The sequence below is a fragment of the Dorea longicatena genome (assembly GCF_025150085.1).
In the GTDB taxonomy this organism is placed as follows: Bacteria; Bacillota; Clostridia; order Lachnospirales; family Lachnospiraceae; genus Dorea_A; species Dorea_A longicatena.
This window is the reverse complement of record NZ_CP102280.1, coordinates 662,734-681,056: the sequence shown is the minus strand read 5'-3', so window position 1 is coordinate 681,056 and position 18,323 is coordinate 662,734. Positions and strand designations below refer to the sequence as shown.

Genomic DNA, 18,323 nt, shown 5'->3' with positions numbered 1-18,323 from the left:
ATCCGTTGTCTTGTCCTGATATGCTCCCTTTACCGAAAATCCAGTAAAACAGGAGATGCCATTGACTGACAACGGATTTTTATCTTTTCTACAAAATCTCTGTTTCTAATTTTCTATAAATCGCATCTGCAAGAATCTTATGACTCTGTCCATCCATATGCTCCTGATCTGCTTCCGACGGACTCACATAATCTGCTGCCCGCATGAATCGTTTGCCATACTTTCCGGACACTTTTTCATATACCGGTTCTAATTTCTTTGATACTTCTACGGATTCTGGCGAAAATTCTTGATCATATCCGTCCTGCCATACCTTTTCTCCCAGATAAATCGGAGATATCACAAGAACCTTCATCTTATCTGCATACTGATTAATCTGTTCAAGTAGCCTTGCAATTCCTTTTCCGATGATTTCTGCTGACGCTCCGAATATGGTTTTGCAGTCATTCGTTCCAAGCATCAACACGACTGCATCCGGCGTGTGCGTCTCCAATAATATCGGAAGCAATTCTGTTCCCCGTCTTCCCAGGCGAAGCGGATCTTCAAATATAGTCGTTCTTCCACACAGACCTTCCTCAACAATTCTAATATCTCGGTCCGCCAGTTTTTCCTGTAAGATTCCGGTCCATCGTTCTTCCCACGGAAAACGCTTTCCGGTCTCTCCATCTAACCCCCACGTATTCGAATCCCCAAAGCATAATATCTGTTTCATTACTTCCTACACCTGCCTTCTGATCTTTTCTCTCTTTTATCTTTTAATAACTGGAGTTTAACACCGTTTTCCTATCAAGTCAATATGTTTTATATGTTTTCTATGTTTTAGCTTTTCATTATGCTTTCTTTTATGTTATACTATCTTATAGTTTGTTCGTACTGAACGCACAAGGAGGAATTATCATGGACGAAAGATTAAAACAACAACTTGATTTCATTCTCGAAATTGATAAAGAAAAGAATATATTAAGACAAACCCACCTTTCCGGACACGGAAGACGTGAAAACGATGCGGAACATGCCTGGCATATGGCAATCATGGCATACCTGTTAAAAGATTATGCCAATGAACCCGTCGATATCGCAAAAGTTATGATCATGTGCCTGATCCATGACATTGTGGAAATTGACGCCGGAGATACTTATGCCTACGATACAGAAGGATTAAAGACGCAGAAAGCACGTGAAGATGCTGCCAAAGAACGGATCTTCTCACTGTTACCAGAAGATCAGAAAAAAGAACTGACTGCACTCTTTGATGAATTCGAAAATTACCAGACACCAGAATCCAAATTTGCACATTCCCTGGATAACCTGCAGCCATTGCTTCTCAATAACAGTAACGGCGGTGGCGACTGGCGTGAGCATCAGGTTACTTCCGAGCAGGTATACGGAAGACAACGGAAAACGCAGCTGGGATCTGAGACTTTATATAAAGTAACAGACCAGATACTCAAAGAAAATATAGAAAAGGGAAATATTAAAGAATCATAAGCAATGTTTTTCTTTCTACAGGACCTGTCACCGGCAGTCCCTGTAGAATGCATAATAAACAAAACATCATATTATTTTTCTATTAATACCTTTTTCCTTTAAATCTGCTAATCTATTCCATAGAGGGCTGCCTGCTTACCTCATTCAGTATGTTTTTGATTATATATTTCTTTTAGATTATCAATCGCCCTCTCTACATCCAACGTATGAAATCCCAGCCAGCTTTCATTCATCATTTTTTCATCTGCAATTTTATAAATCTTCCTGCTCTCTATTAATTTAAAATAGAAAACGCCATAACCACAATCCCAAGAACCACTAATATCACACCCGTCGCCCGGTTCAATGTCTTCGGTGTTGCCTTATTCGCAAATACTGCCGCAATCCTTGCCCACAACAGTGTGAACACAATACATAAGATCCACACCGCTATATTCGGCATTCCCCCGATTGCAAAATGCGAAACTGCACCGGTAAAGGCAGTAAATGTCATGATGAACACACTCGTTCCTACCGCCGTCTTAAGCTCATAGTCCAGGACAGAGGTCAGGATCAAAAGCATCATCATACCGCCTCCGGCACCGATAAATCCACAGATAAATCCGATCATGACACCACAGATTAACGACTGCACTGCACGTTTCTTCGGCGATACTTTTTCCATGGCTTCTTTTGTTGTCATGACAGGTTTTACGATGAACTTAATGCCGAGCAAGAATGTCATAAATACCGAAAAATTTCCCATCGTTGTAGATGGTACCAGACTGGACACATAACTTCCCACAACGGTAAAGGTAAGTACGCTGACCATCATGATCAGACCATTCTTCACATCCAGATTCTTATTCTTTCCATATGTATAGGCAGATACTGCGCTTGCAAGTACATCTGATGAAAGTGCAATTCCGACTGCCATATATGGATCCATTCCAAGAAATGTGATCAGAATCGGACTGATCACTGCCGCCGCACTCATTCCTGCAAATCCGGTTCCGAGTCCGGCTCCCATCCCCGCGAAAAATGTTACAATAATCATTAATATTGTATTCATCTAGTTCTTTTCCTCCAACATCTTCTCTATATTCGCTTCCATATGCGCCATTCCTTTTTGAAGTGCTTTTCTTGTATCTTCATCCATTCCTTCAAATAGTTTTTCAACGAACGACTGCTGAAGTTTCTGTCCTTCTTGGATAATCTCTTTTGACTTTTCTGTACAGATCAGATTGACTTTTCTTCGGTCACCTTCTACACTTTTCCGCTCCAGATAGCCTTCATTCACAAGTTTATCCACATTTACCGATACAAGATTGGCTTTAATTTTTCGTATTTCTACGATGTCTCTGGCAGTTTTGTATTCTGGGTTGTTCGCCAAGAAAAGTAAGATGTCAAATGCGGTCTGTGGAATATTCAGTTCATGGCATAACGGTTTGCAGGTCTCACTGTATGCCTTTGACAGCTTTTCTGCAAATTCAATTCCTGTGTTCATATATGTAGGTCTCCTTTTTTATTTCATTTTTGAACTATTCATTTTTGTATTAATATAACATTTAGAAATAATTTTGTAAAGTACTATCTGATATGCACTAATATGCCAGTGTAAAGCAAAAGCCTTCCGAGTACCGACTCAGAAGGCTTTCCTGCTCTTTCAAAAATGAGCTGTTTTATTTCGATTACTATATTTCCATCATTCCGGACATAACACATCCACCAACTGCTCCACATTTTTTCATATCATTCCACTGTTCTTCATCGAACTTTATTCCGCCTATTCCATACACCGGAATGCTGACTTCCCGGCAAACCTCTTTTAAAAATCCCAATCCTCTTGGCGGTAATCCCCTCTTACAATCTGTCGCATAGATATGCCCTGCCGTAAGATAGGAAGCTCCCAATTGCTCTGCTTCTTTCGCTTCTTCTACAGAATGTATAGAAATTCCAATCTTTGTAAATTTTTTCTTTTCTTCATCAGTTATTTTTTGCAAAATTGGAAGTGGCAGATGTACAGATGTACATCCAAGTTCTAGTGCAGTCTTCCAGAAATTATGAAGAATACAAGACACCTGATAACGGCTGCAAATATTCATTACTTCTTTTGCCAATGTCCCATATTCCTCTTCTGTCAGATCTTTTTCTCTTAAGATCACAGCTTCCGGATGTATCTTGCAGACTCTTTCTATCTGCTCTAAAAACGGGCGGTTGCATAATTTCCGATTGCTGACTGCAATGATTTTAAAGTCCTGATTGTTTACAGATTTTATCACTGACAACTCCTTTCAGCTGTATTCGGCATGTTTTTAACACAAGATACTCCCTGTTACACATAGATATAATCACTCATCACCGGCTGAAGATTGTGTTTCAGAAGTGCCTGATAGACCTCATCCACCGAACGTCCATCCGAGATTTCAAACTGATCGTCACCCTTGTCTTCGATATCTTCTACATGACTTCCGATACCGGTACTTACACCAGCAGATATCTTCGTTGCTGCAATACTTACCAGATTATCGCGGACTCTTTCACACTCTCGTGTCGAAACCGTGATGCTTGCAAATGGCATAAACAGGCGGTATGCACACACTACCTGCAAAAGCTGCGGTTCGTGCACATCCATCGGATTAATCCTGTCATTATTGATGATCGGACGAAGTCTCGGACATGAAAATGCGATCTCTGCATGTGGATATTTTCTCTGTAATAAATATGCATGATATCCGGTCGCAAATGCATCTTTTCTGAAATCATCCAACCCCAGAAGTGCTCCGAATCCAACTCCACGCATGCCGCCTTTCAATGCTCTTTCCTGTGCATTTACACGATACGGGTAGATTCTCTTATGCCCTGCAAGATGAAGTGTCTCATATTTATCTGAGTTATATGTCTCCTGAAATACCGTTACATAATCTGCCCCACATTCATGCAGATATGCGTATTCGTCTGAATTTACCGGATAAACCTCCAGACCAATAACTTTAAAATATTTTCTGGCGATCTTACATGCTTCACCGATGTATTCTACTGTAGATTTGTTACGGCTTTCTCCTGTCAGAATCAGGATTTCCTGCAGACCTGTCTCAGCGATCGCCGCCATCTCTTTTTCGATCTCTTCCGCATTTAACTGTGCACGGTTGATTTTGTTATGGCAATTAAAACCACAGTAAATGCAATAGTTCTCGCAATAATTTGCGATATAGATTGGTGTGAACATATAGACACTGTTACCAAAATGTTTTCTCGTCTCGATCTGCGCTGCCTGCGCTATTTCCTCCAGAAATGGCAGTGCTGCCGGTGACAATAACGCCTGAAAATCTTCCGGTGTGCGCTCTGCATGTGCCAGTGCACGTTTTACATCTTCTGCTGTATATGTATTATAATCATAAGCCTCCATGGCTGCCACGACCTGGTCGAGTATTTCTGATCCGATATCCTCCATGCCTGGAAGATAGGTCATGTGATCGATCCGGTTCTTCTTCTGGTCTTCCAGAATCTCCTCGCTTAAAATACTTTCATTAATATGTGTATCTTCATGATTTGTTCCCATTTGTCGTGCCTCCTAATCCTGCAGAAATCCGGTCAGCGGTGAAGATGCACTTGCACCACGCTCAATCGTTCTTCCAAGTCCGGAAAGGTACGCACTTCTGCCCGCTTCGATTGCTTTCTTAAATGCTTCTGCCATCGCCGGTACATCTCCTGCTGTTGCGATTGCCGTATTTGCCATCACTGCGGCTGCACCCATCTCCATTGCCTCGCATGCCTGGGACGGACGTCCGATTCCGGCATCTACGATGATCGGCAGATCAATCTCATCGATCAGGATCTGAATAAAGTCTTTTGTGCTAAGCCCTTTATTTGATCCGATCGGTGCGCCAAGCGGCATGATACATGCTGCACCGGCATTTGCAAGATCTCTTGCAGCATTCAAATCTGGATACATGTACGGCATAACCACGAATCCTTCTTTTGCAAGAATTTCTGTAGCTTTGATCGTCTCATAATTATCCGGAAGGAGATATTTCGAATCTCTTACCACTTCCACTTTGACGAAATTGCCACATCCGACTTCTCTGGAAAGTCTGGCAATACGTACCGCTTCTTCTGCATTTCTGGCTCCTGATGTATTCGGAAGAAGTGTCACATCTTCCGGAATATAATCCAGAATATTTGCCAAACCGCCTTCATTTGCACGACGGAGTGCCAGTGTGATAATCTGTGCCCCTGCTTTTTCCACACATGCTTTCACCAGATCCAGTGAAAATTTTCCTGAACCTAATATAAAACGAGAAGTAAACTCTTTTCCTCCAAGTGTAAATGTATCTGTATTTTTTATTTCTTTTTTATCCATAATCAGGACCTTCTTTCCTATTATTTTCTGCTCATGCTTTTTTATTTATCTATCTTTTTTTGCGGCATGAATCTTATGTTTCTTACCTGTCTTCCTACACATCCTCTTCTCCAAGGATCAGACGTGTGATCATATTCGCCTCATGTGCTGCACAGATTGCAACTCTTGGTGCCATAAGACCATTCCCATAAGTTGGTGCCGTCTCGCGGTCTCCGCACAGGTAAAAGTTCTTCATTAACTTCTGTGTGCGAATCGTATTACTGCTTCCGTATCCTGCCATACCGGTTGCCGATACCAGTTTCTTTTCCGGAAAATGTTCCAGTATTCCATTCACCAGCATTGCCTTCGCCTCTGGATTATCGAATGCTTCACATACAATAGGCTCGTCACGAAATAGTGTCTTAAGATTTTCTTCTGTGACTTTCACACAGTCTGTATAGATATCCAGATACGGATTAATTTTTAACAGTAATGATTTTAACGCATCTGTTTTATACATTCCGATATGCTCCATAAAGTACTGCTGCCGGTTCAGGTTCGTAATATCTACTACATCAAAATCTATCAGATGGAGATGTCCGACTCCGATTCTGGCAAGTGCATATGCCACATTTGATCCCAATCCGCCAAGTCCGGCTATCGCAACCCTTCCTGCAGACAGATGCTTCTGCTTTTCCGGAGAATGTCTTTCATTAAGCGCAGCCATAATCTCTTCTTTACTAAGTACTTTTGCGTTCGCATTTTTCGTCATATTTTCTGATACGATTTCTCCCATGAATGTTAGCCTCCTCCTACAAATGTCACAACTTCCAGACGGTCGCCGTCTTTTAACATGGTATCGGAATAACTATATTTTGGAAGAATATCTCCGTTTAACTCTACAGCAATTCTTTTTACCTGATACTGATTCTGCTCCAGATATTCTGCAACAGTCGTATCCTCTGTCAGATTGATTTCTTTTCCATTTACGATAATCATGTATGTTCTCCTTTCCCGGATATATACAGCGAACTTGCCACTGACAACTTCTCTTGCATACTTTAGTATGAAAAAAAGAGTTCACGAAGTAAATACACCCGTGGTGGTGCACCCCTTCATGAACTCTCGTTCACTCTCAACTTATCCGATATTCAATTGTTCCTGATTTCCGTCACATAGTAACAAAAAAGAGAGCTACCAACTAAATGCATCTCTCCTAAAATCTACGTTATACATTCCTACGTTGGCATTATCCAAATCAGGTATATGGGTCGAAGTTCTTAACTTCCTCTCAGCCTGGTACACAAGCTCCCCGTGTTTTATCTACACATTTAAGTATAAGAACTCATACACGAAATGTCAACTCATTTTTTATTCATTTCTGACTTTTTTCGAAACAACTATTTTTATTCATTCTATTTATTATCAAAAGTAATATTCCGTACCATATTTCTGTTAATCAGCTGTGTCCCTTTCTTTGTATCAACCTTTACCCACTGTATATCTGCGTCCATGAGCTTTCCTTTGATTGCTCCTACTTCGTTGAACAGACTTATCGTACATTCTTTTCCCATATACTGATCTAACATTGAACCATCCATATCTTCTTCCATCCTTTCTCCATTTACGATCGTGATTACATTATTTGCCGCCTGTACTGCCATCACTGTAACCATATTCAGGTTATTAATCGCTACCATCGTTGCAACATCCATGTAGTCCACCTCCATCTTTTTTTGCAGGTCTTGTTATCAGTATATCATACTTCCAGATGATAGAACGATTTTAATGCTCACACCCATTCCCGCTGCCGCCATCGCATATGTTGCCTGAATATCCATTGTCGAAAACTGTACATTCGGCTTAATCCCATGCTTATCCAGATAACGTGTTCCATCAATATCTAATCCTGGACATGTTACAATATAGGCTTCCGTCTCTGCAAATTTTGCCGAAAATGTCTTTCTTTTTGCCAGCTTGTGTCCCTCCGGCAATAATGCAACCATCGGATCCTTGCAAAAGGTACGATCAATACCAGCGGAACCTTCACCGGTACTTATAACGTACTTGGGAAAATGGTTCTGACGTTAGCCGGAAATACGCTCCAGATTGCACTTTGCGTAATCTTAACCTGGTTCTTCTTCCCTCATTTCGGGCTGGCAGCCCCTGCCATTGCTACCGGTATCGGCTGGCTTATGGCCAATCTGTTCTGGCTTATCTGTCTGACCAGACTTCGTCGGCAATCTCTTTTACAAGCTTAAGCTTTGCCCACTGTTCTTCTTCTGTCAGCTTATTACCAATCTCGCAGGATGCAAATCCGCACTGCGGGCTTAAGTATAAGCGGTCAAGCGGAACATATTTTGCTGCTTCGTGGATTCTTGCGATTACTTTTTCTTTGTCTTCCAGTTCCGGTGTCTTGGTTGTTATAAGTCCAAGTACGACCTTCTTATCGCCGGATACCTTTGCAAGTGGTGCAAATCCGCCGGATCTCTTGTCGTCATATTCCAGATAATATGCATTTACATTTTCTTCTCCGAATAACAAATCCGCTACGGAATCATATGCTCCGGAACTGAAGAATGTAGAATGATAATTTCCACGGCATACATGTGTATTGATCACCAGATCTTCCGGTGCCTGTGCTACTACCTGGTTATTCAGTTCCAGAAGGAGTTTCTTGTAATCTTCCAGTCTCTGTCCTGTTCTTCCGGTCAGTGCAACTGCCATCTTCGCATCTACCATTCCGCCCCATACGCAGTCATCAAACTGAAGGTTACGGCAGCCTGCTGCATAGATTTCCTGCACGAATTCACCGTATGCCTTAATCACATCCTCGGCAAATGCTTCTTCCGATCCATAGATTTCTAATGTTGTATTCAGAAGCTGTGCCCCGGTAAAGTATGCATAGAACTGTCCCGGTGACGGGATAGTCTGTTTTGCGACAGTATTTTCATCTTCTAATGCTTTGATGAATTTGAAATGCTCTACGAAAGGATGATTCTTTACTGAAATCTTTCCCGTCATGTATGTATCATCAATCATTGCAGCTTCTGCGTCAAATGTTGTATTCCCCTCTACTGTCTTCTGATGCTCGATACCTTCAAATCCCCACATGAAATCCAGATGCCATGTCGATCTTCTGAATTCTCCGTCCGTGATCACATGATATCCAAGTTCCTTAATCTTTGCCACCAGTTCCAGGATGCATTCATCTTCTACTGCGGTCAGTTTTTCCTGTGAGATTGTCCCTTCTTCGAAATTCTTTCTTGCGTCTTTTAATTTCTGTGGGCGTAAAAAACTTCCTACAAAGTCGTAACGAAATGGTGTGTTCATGATTATTTCCTCCTTGCCGGCAGAGACTTAGGTTTTCTGTCTTTTTTGTTGTCCCTGATGGCTTTCTTTTATATTTTTTATATTTTTCATATTCTTGATGATGTTCTCGATCGATGGATTTATTATAATTTGTTTTGATAAACTTGTATAATACAAAAAAATGTGTATTTGTCATAGTTTTAAACTATATCAAATATCCCTTTCAAATCATCAACCGACTATCTACAGAAGCTGCCACCGGCAATTTTTCTTACATATTTTGACATCTATATAGCCTGCCACCGCCACCCTTTCTTGTATACTTTGGCATAAAAATCTCAGATTTCACTTCTTTATTATATCACAATCATATATCCGCTATATTAATTATAGCTTTCACTTATCTTTATCACAGTTGTATAATTTATTCGGATGAAAAAATATGAAAGGAAGCGCTTTATTATGGAGGAAAAAACACTTTTTCCCAGAGAAGAAAAATCAGAAATCTTATTTAAGAAAATATCCGAAGATAAATGGGCATGTGAAAAACTGATGGAAACATTCTGCAGTTATTTATTCAGTAACGATGGGGTAGACCTTCCCGATTCTCCGTCATCTACAGAATTCGCACAGGCTCTTTTTAATTCTTATCGCAATCGGGATTTATCTGCGTTTCTGATGGCTATCTGTCAGAATACAGTCTTTGATCTTTTAAGAAATGCATTCCTGATTCCCTATCGGTTCAATGCGGACGGAAAACAGAATCCGATGATCATGACAGATGAAAACGGAATGTTACTTCCTGAATATAAGAGATCGATTCATGAACGGGAATACCGTCATTTCCATGAGGTATATACAGATCTCGGAGCTCCAAAGAATATTTTTCTGGCACAGGCATACCGCTACAGCCATTCTTATACATCCGACGATATGGAACCGGAACAAAACATTCTGGAAAAGAATAACGGTGTACTGTTGATCCGTGAATTACCGGATACCGTAAAATTAAAAGAAACCGAAGCAGAAGCTTATTCTGCTATTCTGGATATTGTCATAAAACTTCAGAAAGAGCTTCCTATGTCCTATGTATTCTATGGACAGGATTCTCTTGTTGAAGATAATACCCGTTATGATGAGATCGGAGTTTTCTTTCCGAATTCACATTTCTTAAAAAATCTGGAACGCCACGTTTCCAAAGCAGAGGCGATCATTTATGCAGACAACTAATTCTGACTTTATTGATATTATGGAAAAAAATCATATGGAGATTCCATGGCATGACTACGCCAATGATGACAGTAATGTGTTGATTGCAGAAGCCGGACTGATCGAGAAAGCTTCTGTCATCGGCCGTGTTGGGTTAATCATGCTCTCCTGTGGAACCGGTGCATGGCGTGTACGGACTTCCATGAACCGGCTTTCCAAAGAGCTTGGTGTAACCTGTACGGTAGACGTAGGATTGATGTCCATTGTATTTAACTGTTTCGATGGAAACGATTGTGTTTCCCAGTCGTTGAATATTGCCAATACGGGAGTGAATACCTCCAAGCTTTACCGCATGGAACAGTTTGTAGATCATTTTCCGGAAGAAGAAGCACATATGACCGGTGAAGATATCCATAAACGACTGGATGAAATTGAAGAAATCCATGCTCTTTATTCACCTGCAAAGCTGGGGCTTGCCGCAGCTCTTGCCTGCTGCGGTTTTACTTTTTTACTCGGAGGCGGACCGGTTGAGATGGCTCTTGCTTTTATTGCCGCCGGGATTGGTAATCTGATCCGTACGAAACTGATCAAACACCATTACACACTGTTTTTGAATATAGCAGTCTCTGTTTCAGCAGCATGTTTTACCTATGCAGTCTTTCTGAAACTTGCAGAACTTGTCTTTCACATTCCGGAATTTCATGAAGCTGGTTATATCTGCTCGATGCTGTTCATCATCCCGGGATTTCCATTTATTACAAGCGGGATCGACCTTGCAAAGCTGGATCTGCGTTCGGGACTGGAGCGGCTTACTTATGCAATCATTATCGTTATGGTTGCCACTTTATTTGCATGGATCATGGCTTTACTTCTGCATCTGGAACCGGCCGATTTTACGGCACTGCATCTAAGTGCTGCTGCCCGTCTGATTTTCCGTGTGATTGCAAGCTTTTGCGGAGTATTCGGTTTCTCGATCATGTTCAACAGTTCTCATTCGATGGCGGCAACGGCTGCATTTATTGGTGCCATTGCCAATACACTCCGGCTTGAACTTGTTGATTTCACACATATGCCTCCGGCCGCCGCCGCATTTATCGGGGCTCTGACTGCCGGATTGCTCGCTTCTTTTATTAAAAAGAGTAATGGATATCCAAGAATCTCGCTTACCGTGCCTTCTATCGTGATCATGGTTCCGGGACTTTACCTGTACCGTGCGATTTATAATTTCGGGATTATGTCCCTGACGGATGCGGTTTCATGGTTTACTTCTGCGATTATGATTATTGTGATGTTGCCGCTTGGACTGATATTTGCGAGAATTCTGACCGATCGTACGTTTCGGTATTGTACGTAAAATCTCTCATTTTAGATAGCTTCTTTCCACTCTGTCCGGCAAACCATAAACCAGTCAGCAGGAAATCTTAAATAAATCCGTAGTTTCTACAAAATCAGGCACCGGAAACGAGTTTTCATTTCGCCTCCGATGCCTGATTTTTTACTTCTGCTCCTTATATTCCATCACAACATTAATAGTCTACGATGGAACTTGTATACATTTTTATTAATTATCTCTTACAGCATATGTGCTCTTAACTCTTCCGGTGTCATCTGAGACAGCATAGCCGGTGCGATATCGAATACGCTTCTTGCTCCTGATTCACCTTTCTTAGAAAGTCTGTGTGCAGCACGTGCATAAGCTACCAGAACACTTCCTGTGAATTCCGGGTTGGAATCCAGTTTCAGAGAATATTCGATCACATGCTTGTTGCCTTCGCATCCTGTCTCACCGGTACGGATCACGAATCCACCGTGAGGCATCTTGCTGTGGTTTTCTTTTAATTCTTCTTCTGTGATAAATGTTACCGTTGTATCATATTCATCAAAGTAGTTTGGCATTGTCTTGATTGCCTCTTCAATGGCTGCTTTATCTGCTCCTTCTTCTGCTACTACATAACACTCTCTTAAATGTTTCTGTCTTGTTGTCAACTCCGGTTCACTTCCGCTTCTTACCTGGTCAACCGCTGCTTCGATCGGTACCGTATACTGGATTCCGTTCTTCACACCTTCGATACGGCGGATTGCATCAGAGTGTCCCTGGCTGACCCCTTTTCCCCAGAATGTATAAGTGCTTCCCTGTACCAGGATAGACTCTGCATACAGACGATTCAGAGAGAACATTCCCGGATCCCAGCCTACTGAGATAATACTTACATTCTTTCCTTCTTTTGCTGCTTTATCTACATTTGCAAAATACTCAGGGATCTTAGCATGTGTATCAAAGCTGTCAATGGTATTGAATGATGCTGCTACCTTCGGTCCGATTACCGGAAGGTCTGTTGCTGATCCGCCGCAGAGGATCATTACATCGATATCATCTTTCATAGCTTCCATATCATCAAAGTGCTTTACTTCTGCCCCTTCTGTCTGGATCTTTACACTTGCAGGATCTCTTCTTGTAAATACTGCTTTTAATTCCATATCATCATTACGCTTGATAGACTGCTCTACTCCGCGTCCGATGTTACCGTATCCAACGATACCAATTCTGATTTTTCCCATAATTCTACCTCTGTTTCTTATGATTTGCCGCCTTATTCGGTGGCCGTTTTTATTCACTGATATCAATCATTTCTACTGTTCCTTTACAGTTTTGCACTGTCTTTTCTGCCGCTGATATCTTTGTAAATTATATCATAGATTCTTTTCACGGCAATCTTTTTCTTTTGCAAATTTCTTTATTGATAATTTTTATGTTTCTACTCACAGAGCAGCTTCCGTTTTTCTTATCTTCTGCCTATCCCATCTCATTATAATGCGCATAGATTCCGCCCTGTTTTAACAGTTCTTCATGTGTTCCACGCTCTGCGATTCCATTATCTGCCACTACAAGGATCTCATCCGCATTGCGGATTGTTGATAATCGATGCGCGATCGTAATCGTTGTCCGGTTCTTTGCAAGCTCTTCCAGACTCTTCTGGATCCAGCGTTCGCTCTCATTATCCAGTGCACTTGTCGCCTCATCCAGAATCAGGATTGACGGATTCTTAAGAAATACTCTTGCAATCGAGATTCTCTGTTTCTGTCCGCCGGAAAGTCTTGTTCCACGTTCACCAACAAATGTATCATATCCGTCCGGCAGTTCCATAATAAAATCATGAATGTTCGCTTTCCTTGCTGCGTCTTCAATCTCTTCCATAGATGCTCCCGGCTTCCCATATGCGATATTCTCTTTAATACTTCCACAGAACAGATACACATCCTGCTGTACCAGTCCGATCTGATTACGCAGACTTTCCAGTGTCAGATCCCGGACATCTTTTCCGTCAATCGTAACACGTCCGCCTGTTACATCATAGAATCTCGGAAGCAGAGAGCAGATCGTCGTCTTACCACTTCCCGAAGGTCCGACTAAAGCCACGGATTTTCCTGCCGGAATGTCGAATGTAACATTAGAAAGCACCGGTGTATCATCGTCGCTATAATGAAACGATACGTTTTCATAAGAAACGTGTCCGTTTACTTCATCTATTGATTCTGCGTCCGGTGCATTCACGATCTCCGGCTCGGTCTCTACCACATCCAGAAATCTGCGGAATCCGGACAGTCCTTTCTGCATCATCTCAGTAAGCTCGACCAGAATCTGTATCGGGCTGATAAAGATCCCAATATAGAGTGCGTACATCGCAAGATCCGCTGCCTCCATCTTCCCATGTGCGATCAGCCATCCTCCGAATACCAGCGTTACCAGATACATCATCCCCTGAAAGAACAGGTTGCCGCTCATAAAGCTTCCCATACATTTATAATTGGCATCCTTGGAACGCAGAAATCCCTGGTTGCTTTTTCGGAACTTCTCCCGTTCAATCTCTTCATTTGCAAAGGACTGTACAACACGGATCCCGGCCAGTGTATCCTGAAGACTCGAATTAACATCCCCGATCTTACGCCGGTTGTCCATGAATGTCGCCTGCATCTTCTTATTCTGCCCGTACGAGAAGAACAACATGAACACTACCAGAACCAGAAGCGGTATTGCCAGTCTCCAGTTGATCAGAAACAGGAATATGAACGAACCGATAATTTTGATCAGCGAAATAAATAAGTTCTCCGGTCCGTGATGTGCAAACTCTGAGATATCAAAAAGGTCCGATACCAGCTTGCTCATCATCTGCCCGGAATTATTCTGGTCATAATATGAAAATGACAATTTCTCATAATGGTCAAAAAGCTGCTGCCGCATGTCCCGTTCCATATTGGCGCCCATCATATGTCCCTGATAGCTGACATAATATTTACACAGCGCCTGTAAAATATAAATTACAAGAAGCCCCGCTCCGATTGGGAGAAGGGCCTGTAATATACGGTCTGCCGGTTCTGCGAACAAGGTCTTTGTAAGTGTCCGCAATATCTGCGGAAATGCAAGATCTACCAGACTTATAACCGCCGCACAGATCAGATCCAGAAAGAATACCGCCTTATACGGGGCATAATACCGGATGAATTTTTTCATTGTATGCATTGTATATTCCCTGCCTTTTCCTATAAACTCAATCCACTATATTATAGGATATCCGGAAGGAATTGGGAACCATTAAACTCATTTATAAGAAATTTTCTCTATCTCACCACACGCCAAGCATTTTCAGAAGCTCTGTATGCGGATGTGCCTGATCCTTCTGATATACGTCCACATAATTGAGTGCTGCTGCGCCATCCATAAATGCCGGGAAAAGAAAGCCGCACTCCGGTTCTCCGGGCTCATAGTCTCCACTCACCGGACAGATAGCGCAGATCAGATATTCGAACATCTCCTCGGATTCCCCCTGGCGGACATGATCTTTGCCCTTTGCCGGAATGTCATACCTGTCATGAAATACATAGACCGCATAATCTCCCATTGCCTGATATTGTTCCCCGACAATCTCATAAAAGGTCTCCATTAATGCATCATTTTTCAGTCCACACACACGCATTCCCATTAAAAGCTTCCACATACTGTCACCTTTCATCTTCTCACTGGAAAATGCATATTCTTTCAGATTCTGATTCGTATCTGCAAATGGGATTACTTTTGCTATCTGTAAATTTTTTTCTTTCTCATCTGGGCTCAATTTTAAAAAACCCGTGTTAAATGTCCCGTCTATATACCCATCCATGTCCAGATATCCTCCGGCGATTCTGGTCATAGATGTTCTCTTAACTGTCATTCTTCTGGTCAGTGCCAGCATGTCTTCTCTGTTAATCATTTTGTTTCTTTTCCTTTTACTTTCCAATTCTTATCGTTGAAACGAATGTATTCCTTTCACTATCTGCTCATAACAGATGCCGAAATGGTCTGATAATAATTTTCAGAAATGCATAGAACCGCTTCTTTTCCGGTGTCAGTACTTTTTTCTTATACAGACTTCCTTCCGTCTCCGTACCATCTGTTTTTACTTCTTTGCTTTTCTCAATATAAACATTTTCTGTATCACGGATTTCCTCATTCAAACGTTTACTTTCGATCACCAGCATCAGTTCCGTGTCCAGATACGTACTCCGCATATCCAGATTGTACGAACCCACAATGGATATATTATCATCTATCAGAACCGTCTTGGTATGTACTGCATGGGCATTCATCAGCTCATATACCGTCGCACCTGTTCCAAGGATATTTTCTTTCTGGTTCAGATAATCCGTACATCCCCATGGATTCGAACCTTTTTCCACTGCATTGAGTACAATCTTAAGATCTGCCTTTTCCGATATCTGCTTCAGTTTCTGATACATATAGGAATTACAGATCACATACGGAGTCTGGATGACCACCTCTTCTCCCTGTCCGGCGATATACCCGATCGCCTGAAGAACTTTCGGACTTTTTCTAGCCGTCTGCGTTCCATTATCGATCAGTGTGATCTTATCTGCTTCATATGTATCGTCTTCCCAGTGCTCATAGTTTTCGATATCCGGATACTTCTCTTTTAATGAACGGTATCGTTCTTTCAACTGATGGTATTCGCTTTTATACTTTTCTTCATAAGATGCAGCATATGTTTTCTTCTTTTTCCTGACCTGTGCTTCATTCCATATGGTATCAAAATATTTCTCGAGTGCCTGCAGCGATTCCCCTTTTCCTTGTGTCTCTTCATATACAAAAATATCCCGGTCTACATTAATTCTGGTCTTTTTATCTCCCAGAAAGATATCATTGGTATTGCGTCCTCCCAGCAGATACATCGATTCATCAATGATCAGGTACTTATCATGCATCCGGTAATTCAGACGCATAAGATTCGTGACTGGATTATAGATTCCAACTTCTATATTCTGATGTGCTGCCAGTGCCTGAAACACCGGACTCTTTTCCAGAAAGAGTTTCTGATAGATCCCGTCGATCAATATCTGTACCTGCACACCCCTTTCTGCCGCCGTATACAATGCCGCAATGATCTTCGTACCACTGTCATCCGGACGCAGATCAAATGTGGATAACACAATACTTTTTTTCGCATTTCCGATCATACGGAGCCGCCACAACAGAGCCTCTTCATTGTCATCAATACATCTGATCCGCTCTGCATTCTTTTTTCCCGCCTGGTTTCCGCCGACATCCTTCATCGTTTCTTCCGTAAATGTAGTCTGTTCCAGTTCTTTCTCATAAGCTGCATCCGGATTTCTTTTTATCAGCGGCAGAATGATATTCACCGCCAGAATCACAATCAGTATGAATCCTGTTATTTTTGCTAATATACCTATGTACTTTTTCATAACATTCCGGCTTTCCATGTTTTTCTTTTTATATGAGTTGCTGCATATTCTTTTTCAATCTCCTGATTCTTTCACTTATTATAACGCAGAATATCCTGTCATAATATAAAAAAAGCATGAATTCTATGCCGGGATCATCTTTCGATATCCTCTGCATTCCTTCATGCTCTTTTTTATCGATCAGTCATTTAATTCTACTCTTATCAGATCCTGATGCGGATTCGTCTTCGCAAGTCCGATCTCTGCCACCGTCACTTCCATCGGCGCAAACAGTTCCTGCATCACCGAAAAGGCTTCCTGCATCTGTTCTTTTGAAAGCTTCTTTCCCAGTGTGATATGCGGAATCCACTGCATAGGCTGATAATACCGGCTCATTCTGACCTCCGGAATGTGCTTTACCATATCATGTACCTGTTCGATCATATCTTCCAGATACAGATTCAGAACCGGTGCCGCATACAATACATACGGCAATAACACTCCGACCGAGACCAGCTGGATCTGCCCTTTGGTCAGGGACCTCTCCAACTGTTCCATCACCTCTGTCAATTTTTTTTCCTCTCTTGCCTCTACAGACATAATTGTCAGATGTGGTGGAACATGATTATCTGTCATAAACGTATTTCCCGTCTTTTGCGCAATTTTATTTATATAATTGGAAATTATTTTATTGCTTTTGTCATCAAAATACACCGATATCAGATACATTTTATCTCCTGAATCACCGAAAAGGCTTCCTGCATCTTATCTGCTTCTTACATCCAGCTCTTCAGCCAGCTTTCAATCTCCGCTTTACCTGCTCTGTTTAACAGTTTCTCTGACACGAATTCTGCCGATTTATCCACAGAACCTTCCAGTCTGGATACTGTTTTCCCAAATCCGCTTCCACCTGATGTGGCAAAAAGTGCGATCTTCTTTCCAGCGAAGTCATAGCTTTCCAGGAATGTGTTAATAATTGTCGGTGCAACATACCACCAGATTGGAAACCCGATAATTACGTTATCATACTGCTCCATATTCTCTACCGTTCCTGTAGTAGCAGGTCTGGAAGACGGATCGTTCATCTCAACCGTACTTCTTGCTTTTTTATCCATCCAGTTCAGGTCTGCATTTGTATATGGTACTTCTGGTTTGATCTCGAACAGATCTGCTCCTGCTGCCTCTGCCACCTTCTTTGCTACACCTTCTGTTGTTCCGCTTGCACTAAAATATGCTACTAATGTTTTCATGATTTCTATCT

General features: G+C 41.8%; 20 protein-coding genes and 1 riboswitch. Of the genes, 3 read left to right on the top strand and 17 right to left on the bottom strand.

What is annotated here, in order from left to right:
• Positions 1-88: 88 nt before the first annotated feature.
• A complete protein-coding gene (locus NQ508_RS03320) occupies positions 89-712 on the bottom strand; it encodes a GDSL-type esterase/lipase family protein (protein WP_006426428.1) in 624 nt (207 codons plus the stop codon).
• Positions 713-897: 185 nt separating this feature from the next.
• On the opposite strand from NQ508_RS03320, the gene NQ508_RS03315 reads away from it, so the two are divergent.
• A complete protein-coding gene (locus NQ508_RS03315) occupies positions 898-1,488 on the top strand; it encodes an HD domain-containing protein (RefSeq protein ID WP_006426429.1) in 591 nt (196 codons plus the stop codon).
• Positions 1,489-1,762: 274 nt separating this feature from the next.
• Here NQ508_RS03315 and NQ508_RS03310 read toward each other — a convergent pair whose 3' ends face one another.
• From NQ508_RS03310 to NQ508_RS03265, 10 genes are all read right to left on the bottom strand, one after another.
• Complete coding sequence (locus NQ508_RS03310) at positions 1,763-2,539, bottom strand: sulfite exporter TauE/SafE family protein (RefSeq protein WP_006426431.1); 777 nt, start codon at positions 2,537-2,539, stop codon at positions 1,763-1,765.
• The gene (locus NQ508_RS03305; RefSeq protein ID WP_006426432.1) at positions 2,540-2,974 is read right to left on the bottom strand and encodes a MarR family winged helix-turn-helix transcriptional regulator; all 435 of its coding nucleotides are present in this window, start codon (positions 2,972-2,974) and stop codon (positions 2,540-2,542) included.
• Between the two features lie 187 nt (positions 2,975-3,161).
• Positions 3,162-3,749 carry a thiamine phosphate synthase gene (locus tag NQ508_RS03300; protein WP_226853128.1) on the bottom strand — a complete coding sequence of 196 codons (588 nt, stop codon included), beginning with the start codon at positions 3,747-3,749 and terminating at the stop codon, positions 3,162-3,164.
• A 53-nt stretch (positions 3,750-3,802) separates the two neighbouring features.
• Positions 3,803-5,029 carry a 2-iminoacetate synthase ThiH gene (thiH, locus tag NQ508_RS03295; RefSeq protein ID WP_006426434.1) on the bottom strand — a complete coding sequence of 409 codons (1,227 nt, stop codon included), beginning with the start codon at positions 5,027-5,029 and terminating at the stop codon, positions 3,803-3,805.
• A 12-nt stretch (positions 5,030-5,041) separates the two neighbouring features.
• Positions 5,042-5,830: a thiazole synthase gene (locus tag NQ508_RS03290; protein ID WP_006426435.1), complete on the bottom strand. Its 789-nt coding sequence runs from the start codon at positions 5,828-5,830 to the stop codon at positions 5,042-5,044.
• Between the two features lie 94 nt (positions 5,831-5,924).
• Positions 5,925-6,605 (bottom strand): sulfur carrier protein ThiS adenylyltransferase ThiF, encoded by a 681-nt coding sequence (gene thiF / locus NQ508_RS03285; protein ID WP_006426436.1) that lies wholly within the window; start codon positions 6,603-6,605, stop codon positions 5,925-5,927.
• 5 nt (positions 6,606-6,610) lie between these two features.
• The gene (thiS, locus tag NQ508_RS03280; RefSeq protein WP_006426437.1) at positions 6,611-6,808 is read right to left on the bottom strand and encodes a sulfur carrier protein ThiS; all 198 of its coding nucleotides are present in this window, start codon (positions 6,806-6,808) and stop codon (positions 6,611-6,613) included.
• A gap of 219 nt (positions 6,809-7,027) precedes the next feature.
• A riboswitch (TPP riboswitch) is annotated at positions 7,028-7,134 on the bottom strand.
• Positions 7,135-7,224: 90 nt separating this feature from the next.
• Positions 7,225-7,524 (bottom strand): hypothetical protein, encoded by a 300-nt coding sequence (locus tag NQ508_RS03275; protein WP_044919460.1) that lies wholly within the window; start codon positions 7,522-7,524, stop codon positions 7,225-7,227.
• A gap of 36 nt (positions 7,525-7,560) precedes the next feature.
• Complete coding sequence (locus NQ508_RS03270) at positions 7,561-7,842, bottom strand: LysR family transcriptional regulator substrate-binding protein (RefSeq protein ID WP_259829091.1); 282 nt, start codon at positions 7,840-7,842, stop codon at positions 7,561-7,563.
• Positions 7,843-8,023: 181 nt separating this feature from the next.
• On the bottom strand, positions 8,024-9,142 hold the full coding sequence (locus NQ508_RS03265; RefSeq protein ID WP_006426440.1) for a 5-methyltetrahydropteroyltriglutamate--homocysteine S-methyltransferase: 1,119 nt from the start codon (positions 9,140-9,142) through the stop codon (positions 8,024-8,026).
• A 441-nt stretch (positions 9,143-9,583) separates the two neighbouring features.
• Between NQ508_RS03265 and NQ508_RS03260 the strand changes: the two genes are divergently transcribed.
• Both NQ508_RS03260 and NQ508_RS03255 read left to right on the top strand, forming a co-directional pair.
• Positions 9,584-10,351 (top strand): DUF4866 domain-containing protein, encoded by a 768-nt coding sequence (locus NQ508_RS03260; RefSeq protein ID WP_044919462.1) that lies wholly within the window; start codon positions 9,584-9,586, stop codon positions 10,349-10,351.
• Positions 10,338-11,684 carry a threonine/serine exporter family protein gene (locus tag NQ508_RS03255; protein WP_006426442.1) on the top strand — a complete coding sequence of 449 codons (1,347 nt, stop codon included), beginning with the start codon at positions 10,338-10,340 and terminating at the stop codon, positions 11,682-11,684. Before NQ508_RS03260 ends, NQ508_RS03255 begins: the two co-directional genes overlap by 14 nt.
• Positions 11,685-11,902: 218 nt before the next feature.
• On the opposite strand, the gene NQ508_RS03250 is transcribed toward NQ508_RS03255, so the two are convergent.
• The 6 genes from NQ508_RS03250 to NQ508_RS03225 form a co-directional block, all read right to left on the bottom strand.
• Positions 11,903-12,889 carry a diaminopimelate dehydrogenase gene (locus NQ508_RS03250; RefSeq protein WP_006426443.1) on the bottom strand — a complete coding sequence of 329 codons (987 nt, stop codon included), beginning with the start codon at positions 12,887-12,889 and terminating at the stop codon, positions 11,903-11,905.
• 235 nt (positions 12,890-13,124) lie between these two features.
• Positions 13,125-14,849, bottom strand: a complete 1,725-nt coding sequence (locus NQ508_RS03245; RefSeq protein WP_006426444.1) for an ABC transporter ATP-binding protein — start codon at positions 14,847-14,849, stop codon at positions 13,125-13,127.
• Between the two features lie 103 nt (positions 14,850-14,952).
• A complete protein-coding gene (locus NQ508_RS03240; RefSeq protein ID WP_006426445.1) occupies positions 14,953-15,576 on the bottom strand; it encodes a DUF4317 family protein in 624 nt (207 codons plus the stop codon).
• Positions 15,577-15,643: 67 nt separating this feature from the next.
• A complete protein-coding gene (locus NQ508_RS03235) occupies positions 15,644-17,083 on the bottom strand; it encodes a phospholipase D-like domain-containing protein (RefSeq protein ID WP_044919516.1) in 1,440 nt (479 codons plus the stop codon).
• Positions 17,084-17,263: 180 nt separating this feature from the next.
• A complete protein-coding gene (locus tag NQ508_RS03230) occupies positions 17,264-17,698 on the bottom strand; it encodes a 2'-5' RNA ligase family protein (protein ID WP_242654648.1) in 435 nt (144 codons plus the stop codon).
• A 140-nt stretch (positions 17,699-17,838) separates the two neighbouring features.
• On the bottom strand, positions 17,839-18,315 hold the full coding sequence (locus NQ508_RS03225; protein WP_044919464.1) for a flavodoxin: 477 nt from the start codon (positions 18,313-18,315) through the stop codon (positions 17,839-17,841).
• Positions 18,316-18,323 lie beyond the last annotated feature (8 nt).